The organism is Endothiovibrio diazotrophicus (assembly GCF_054657215.1).
This window is the reverse complement of sequence record NZ_BAAHXB010000210.1, coordinates 1-3576: the sequence shown is the minus strand read 5'-3', so window position 1 is coordinate 3576 and position 3576 is coordinate 1. Positions and strand designations below refer to the sequence as shown.

Below are 3576 nucleotides of genomic sequence, written 5' to 3'. Positions count from 1 at the left end.
TTGCCGCAGTGATCGTCCGCAACCCCGCTACCGCGTCCTGCTCTCGCGGGGTACCTACATCCCTGTAGGCAAAACAACCCCCTGCCGTTTCCGGTCAGGGGGTGTCATGGGACGAGGAGTACGAAACCAGTGGTCCGGCTTTCCGCCGTTGGAATCATCGGGCTGCGGACCGCACCGCGCCTCTCTGCTGACCCGCCCACGGGCCCTTCCCTTCGCGGGATGCGTGGGCGGCGCGATCCGTTACCACAAGGCTAGTAGGGTTGTTGGCAGCGTCAAGGCTGAGGACCCTCCTTGAGGAGACGGTGGCAGGCGGAAGGAAAGAGGCATACCAACCGAAATCTCTGGTTACGACGCTCTGCTCTCTGGTTACGACGCTCTGCGTCGTAACCCGGGCCCGTGGACGCTCTGCGACCTGTTTCCGGCACGGCCGCTCTCTGCCGACCGCGGCGCCGACGCGGAGCGTCCGGATTCAGCTCCTCTGCCAGCATGAAGGTCGGGTTACCACGCGGAGCGTGGTAACCCGGGGTGCCCTCACCGACCGCCACCCCACGATTTCACTCACAACCCCGCCGCCTTGGCCGCCTCCTCCCACCCCGCCGGCAGGTGGTGGGCGATCCCCTTGTGGCAGTCGATGCAGGTCTGGGTGGGCTCCTTGCCGTCGAGCACCTCCCAGACGTGGGGGTCGTGGCGCTCGGCGCTGCGCTCCTCCTGCTTCTCCAGGTCCATGGAGGCGAAGTCGTGGCAGTTGCGGCACTCCCGCGAGTTGGTGGATTTCATCCGCTGCCACTCGCTCACCGCCAACTCCACGCGATGCTTCTCGAACTTCTCCGGGGTATCGATGGTGCCGAGCATCTTGTGCCACAGCTCGTTGGAGGCCTTGATCTTGCGGATGATCTTGTGCGTCCAGTCCCGCGGCACATGGCAGTCGGGACAGGTGGCGCGCACCCCGGTGCGATTGGACCAGTGGACCGTCTCCTGCAGCTCCTGGTAGACGTTGTCGCGCATCTCATGGCAGGAGATGCAGAACTGCTCCGTATTGGTCAGCTCCAGGCTCCAGTTGAAAGCCCCCCACCCCGCCACACCGATCACCACACCGATCGCCAGTATCCCAAGAACCGACCTGTTCAACTTGCTCATAACCCCACCCCCCCTACATCAAAAACCCAATGATCGAATTTCGCCGCCGCCCCCCATCGAAGGCACGGCGTCCGCCCGTCTCTTGCCCACCAACCGAACCCCACCCGCGAAATTCGATTAGAAGGTGTTCTCGACCAGCGGCGGGGCATCCATCTGCGGCGCGTGGCACTGCTCGCAGAACCAGCGGCGCTTGGAGAGCTCCTTGTGCACCTGGCCGTCGCGATCGAAGAAGTGGGAGTCGCCGATCTTCGGCGCCTTCTCCTTCTCGTAATTGGCCGCACTGTGGCAGCGCAGGCAGGTATTCACCTGCAGGGTGATGCGGTCCTTCCCGATGCCGTGGGGGATCATCGGCGGCTGCAGCTCGAAGGCGCGCCCGAAGCCCCCGGCACGGGTCACCTGCTTCTTCTTGACGATGGCCGAGCCGTCCACCTCCAGCGCCTGCTCGCCGCGCAGCGAGGTGACCTCCTCGGCCGCCGCGCGCCCCTCGCCCAGCACCAGCGTCAGCAGGGCCGCCGCCGCCACACACAGGATCTGTCTCATCTCGCCACCTCCGTCGTTGTCGAATCGCTTTTCTCGTTCACTGCATTGGGAAAGCGCAGACCGAAGCCGAACACCCCCTTCGAACAGATGTCGATGCAGCGGCCGCAGTTGGTGCAGTCGGCGGAGAGGATCACCGGCCCGATGCCCCGCGCCGCGCCCTTCAACGCCGGCTTGATCACCCGGGGCTCGGGGCAGACGGCGAAGCACTCCATGCAGTCGTTGCAGCGCTCGCGCCGATCGGCGCGCACCCGCAGCGGACTCAGCGTGCCGATCAGCCGGTAGGCGGCCCCCATCGGGCAGAGGTGGCTGCACCAGCCCCGTTTCGCCACCAGCAGGTCGAACAGGAAGAGCCCGGCGAGCAGCAGCCCGGCCCCGCCCCACAGAGCCCCGGCGCCGAAGATCAACGTGCGGTGGAACATCGACACCGGATTGAGCATCTCGTAGGCGAGCGAGCCGGTGGCCGCCGCCACGGCGAGCACCATCGCCAGCATCCAGTAGCGGGTGTTGCGCGACAGCCGCGCCCCGCCGCGCACCCCCGAGCGCTCGCGCAGCCAGTGGGCGCCGTCGGTGAGCAGGTTCACCGGACAGACCCAGGCGCAGTAGACCCGCCCGCCGACCAGCGCGTAGAACCCGGTGACCAGCGCCACACCGGTGATCGCCGTCGAAAGCGGCGTCAGGAACCCGCCCGCGAGCAGTTGCGCGAAGAGCAGCGGGTCGGTCATCGGCACCCGCTCCAGCAGCAGGCTGGAGGAGAGATTGCCCTTGATCAACCAGATCCCCGCCCACGGACCGAGCAGGAACAGCGCGATCACCGCGAGCTGGCTCAGCCGGCGCAGCAGCAGCCAGCGGTGCGCCGCCCACCACCCCTTTTCGGCGACGGCATCCCGCCCGACGAGCGCGAAGGGAACCATCAGCGGAACCCCCGGTTGAGGGTGTCGAGGGGGTTGTCAGAGAACGGTACCTCACCCCCCTCCTCCACCAATCCCTCGCCCTGGTAGTCGTAGCGCGCCCCCTCGGGCAGGTTGAAACGGTGCTCGCGGTCGGGGGCGACCAGGCTGCCGCCGGCCTTCTCCTTCTCCCGCCAGCCGAGCCGGTAGTGCGCGCCGATCGCCCCCTTGACCAGCTGGCGCGGGAACACCTTGATCGCCGCCTCTTCCAGGATGCACGCCTTCTCGCACAGCCCGCAGCCGGTGCAGGCGTCGGAGTGGACCACCGGGATGAACAGCGCGTGGTGCCCGGAGCGGGTGTTGTGCTGGCGATCGAGGGTGATGGCGCGGTCGCGCAGCGGGCAGACGTTGAAACAGACCTCGCAACGCAAGCCCAGGAAGGCGATGCACGACTCGTGGTCGACCACCACCGCCAGGCCCATGCGCGCCCGGTTGATGTCGGTGAGCTGGTGATCCAGCGCCCCGGTGGGACAGGCCGGCACGCAGGGGATGTCTTCGCACATCTCGCAGGGACCGGTGCGGGCGGTGAAGTAGGGAGTGCCGGTCGCCACCCCATCCTCCGGCGCCGCCAGCTTGAGGATCCGGTAGGGGCAGTCGCGCACGCAGAGCCCGCAGCGCACGCAGGCGGAGAGGAAATGCTCCTCCGGCAGCGCCCCCGGCGGGCGGATCGCCCGGGCAGGAAGCGAGTCGGCGCGCGGTGCGTAGAGCCCGATGCCCAATCCCAACAGCCCCGCCCCGCAGGCCGCCCGCGCGCTTTCCGCGAGGAACTGGCGGCGCCCGGCGTTGGCGGGTTGGGAACGGTTGTCGTTGGACTGGGTCATGGGACTGAAAAAGCTCTCCTGGCACCCCGGGTAACTTCTGGTAACACCTGGTTACGACGCTCCGCGCCGTAACCCGCCACCTTGAACGCTCTGCGTTCAATAACGCGGCACCCAACCGAAAGGACCGTGCC

4 protein-coding genes are annotated in these 3576 nt (G+C 67.6%); all 4 read right to left on the bottom strand.

Features of this window, described 5'->3' with window-relative positions:
• Nucleotides 1-558: 558 nt before the first annotated feature.
• Nucleotides 559-1137 (bottom strand): NapC/NirT family cytochrome c, encoded by a 579-nt coding sequence (locus ACYQ2W_RS25600; protein ID WP_459873782.1) that lies wholly within the window; start codon nucleotides 1135-1137, stop codon nucleotides 559-561.
• 117 nt (nucleotides 1138-1254) lie between these two features.
• The gene (locus ACYQ2W_RS25595) at nucleotides 1255-1677 is read right to left on the bottom strand and encodes a nitrate reductase cytochrome c-type subunit (protein ID WP_459873780.1); all 423 of its coding nucleotides are present in this window, start codon (nucleotides 1675-1677) and stop codon (nucleotides 1255-1257) included.
• Nucleotides 1674-2588 carry a quinol dehydrogenase ferredoxin subunit NapH gene (gene napH, locus ACYQ2W_RS25590; protein ID WP_459873778.1) on the bottom strand — a complete coding sequence of 305 codons (915 nt, stop codon included), beginning with the start codon at nucleotides 2586-2588 and terminating at the stop codon, nucleotides 1674-1676. The genes ACYQ2W_RS25595 and napH overlap by 4 nt, the downstream gene beginning before the upstream one ends.
• Nucleotides 2588-3445, bottom strand: coding sequence for a ferredoxin-type protein NapG (gene napG, locus ACYQ2W_RS25585; protein ID WP_459873776.1), 858 nt, complete (start codon nucleotides 3443-3445; stop codon nucleotides 2588-2590). The genes napH and napG overlap by 1 nt, the downstream gene beginning before the upstream one ends.
• Between the last annotated feature and the right edge of the window lie 131 nt (nucleotides 3446-3576).

Excerpts from the sequence above, each read along its gene's own strand:
- ACYQ2W_RS25600 (WP_459873782.1), bottom strand. The coding sequence starts at position 1,137 with ATGAGCAAGTTGAACAGGTCGGTTCTTGGGATACTGGCGATCGGTGTG.
- ACYQ2W_RS25595 (WP_459873780.1), bottom strand. The coding sequence starts at position 1,677 with ATGAGACAGATCCTGTGTGTGGCGGCGGCGGCCCTGCTGACGCTGGTG.
- napH (WP_459873778.1), bottom strand. The coding sequence starts at position 2,588 with ATGGTTCCCTTCGCGCTCGTCGGGCGGGATGCCGTCGCCGAAAAGGGG.
- napG (WP_459873776.1), bottom strand. The coding sequence starts at position 3,445 with ATGACCCAGTCCAACGACAACCGTTCCCAACCCGCCAACGCCGGGCGC.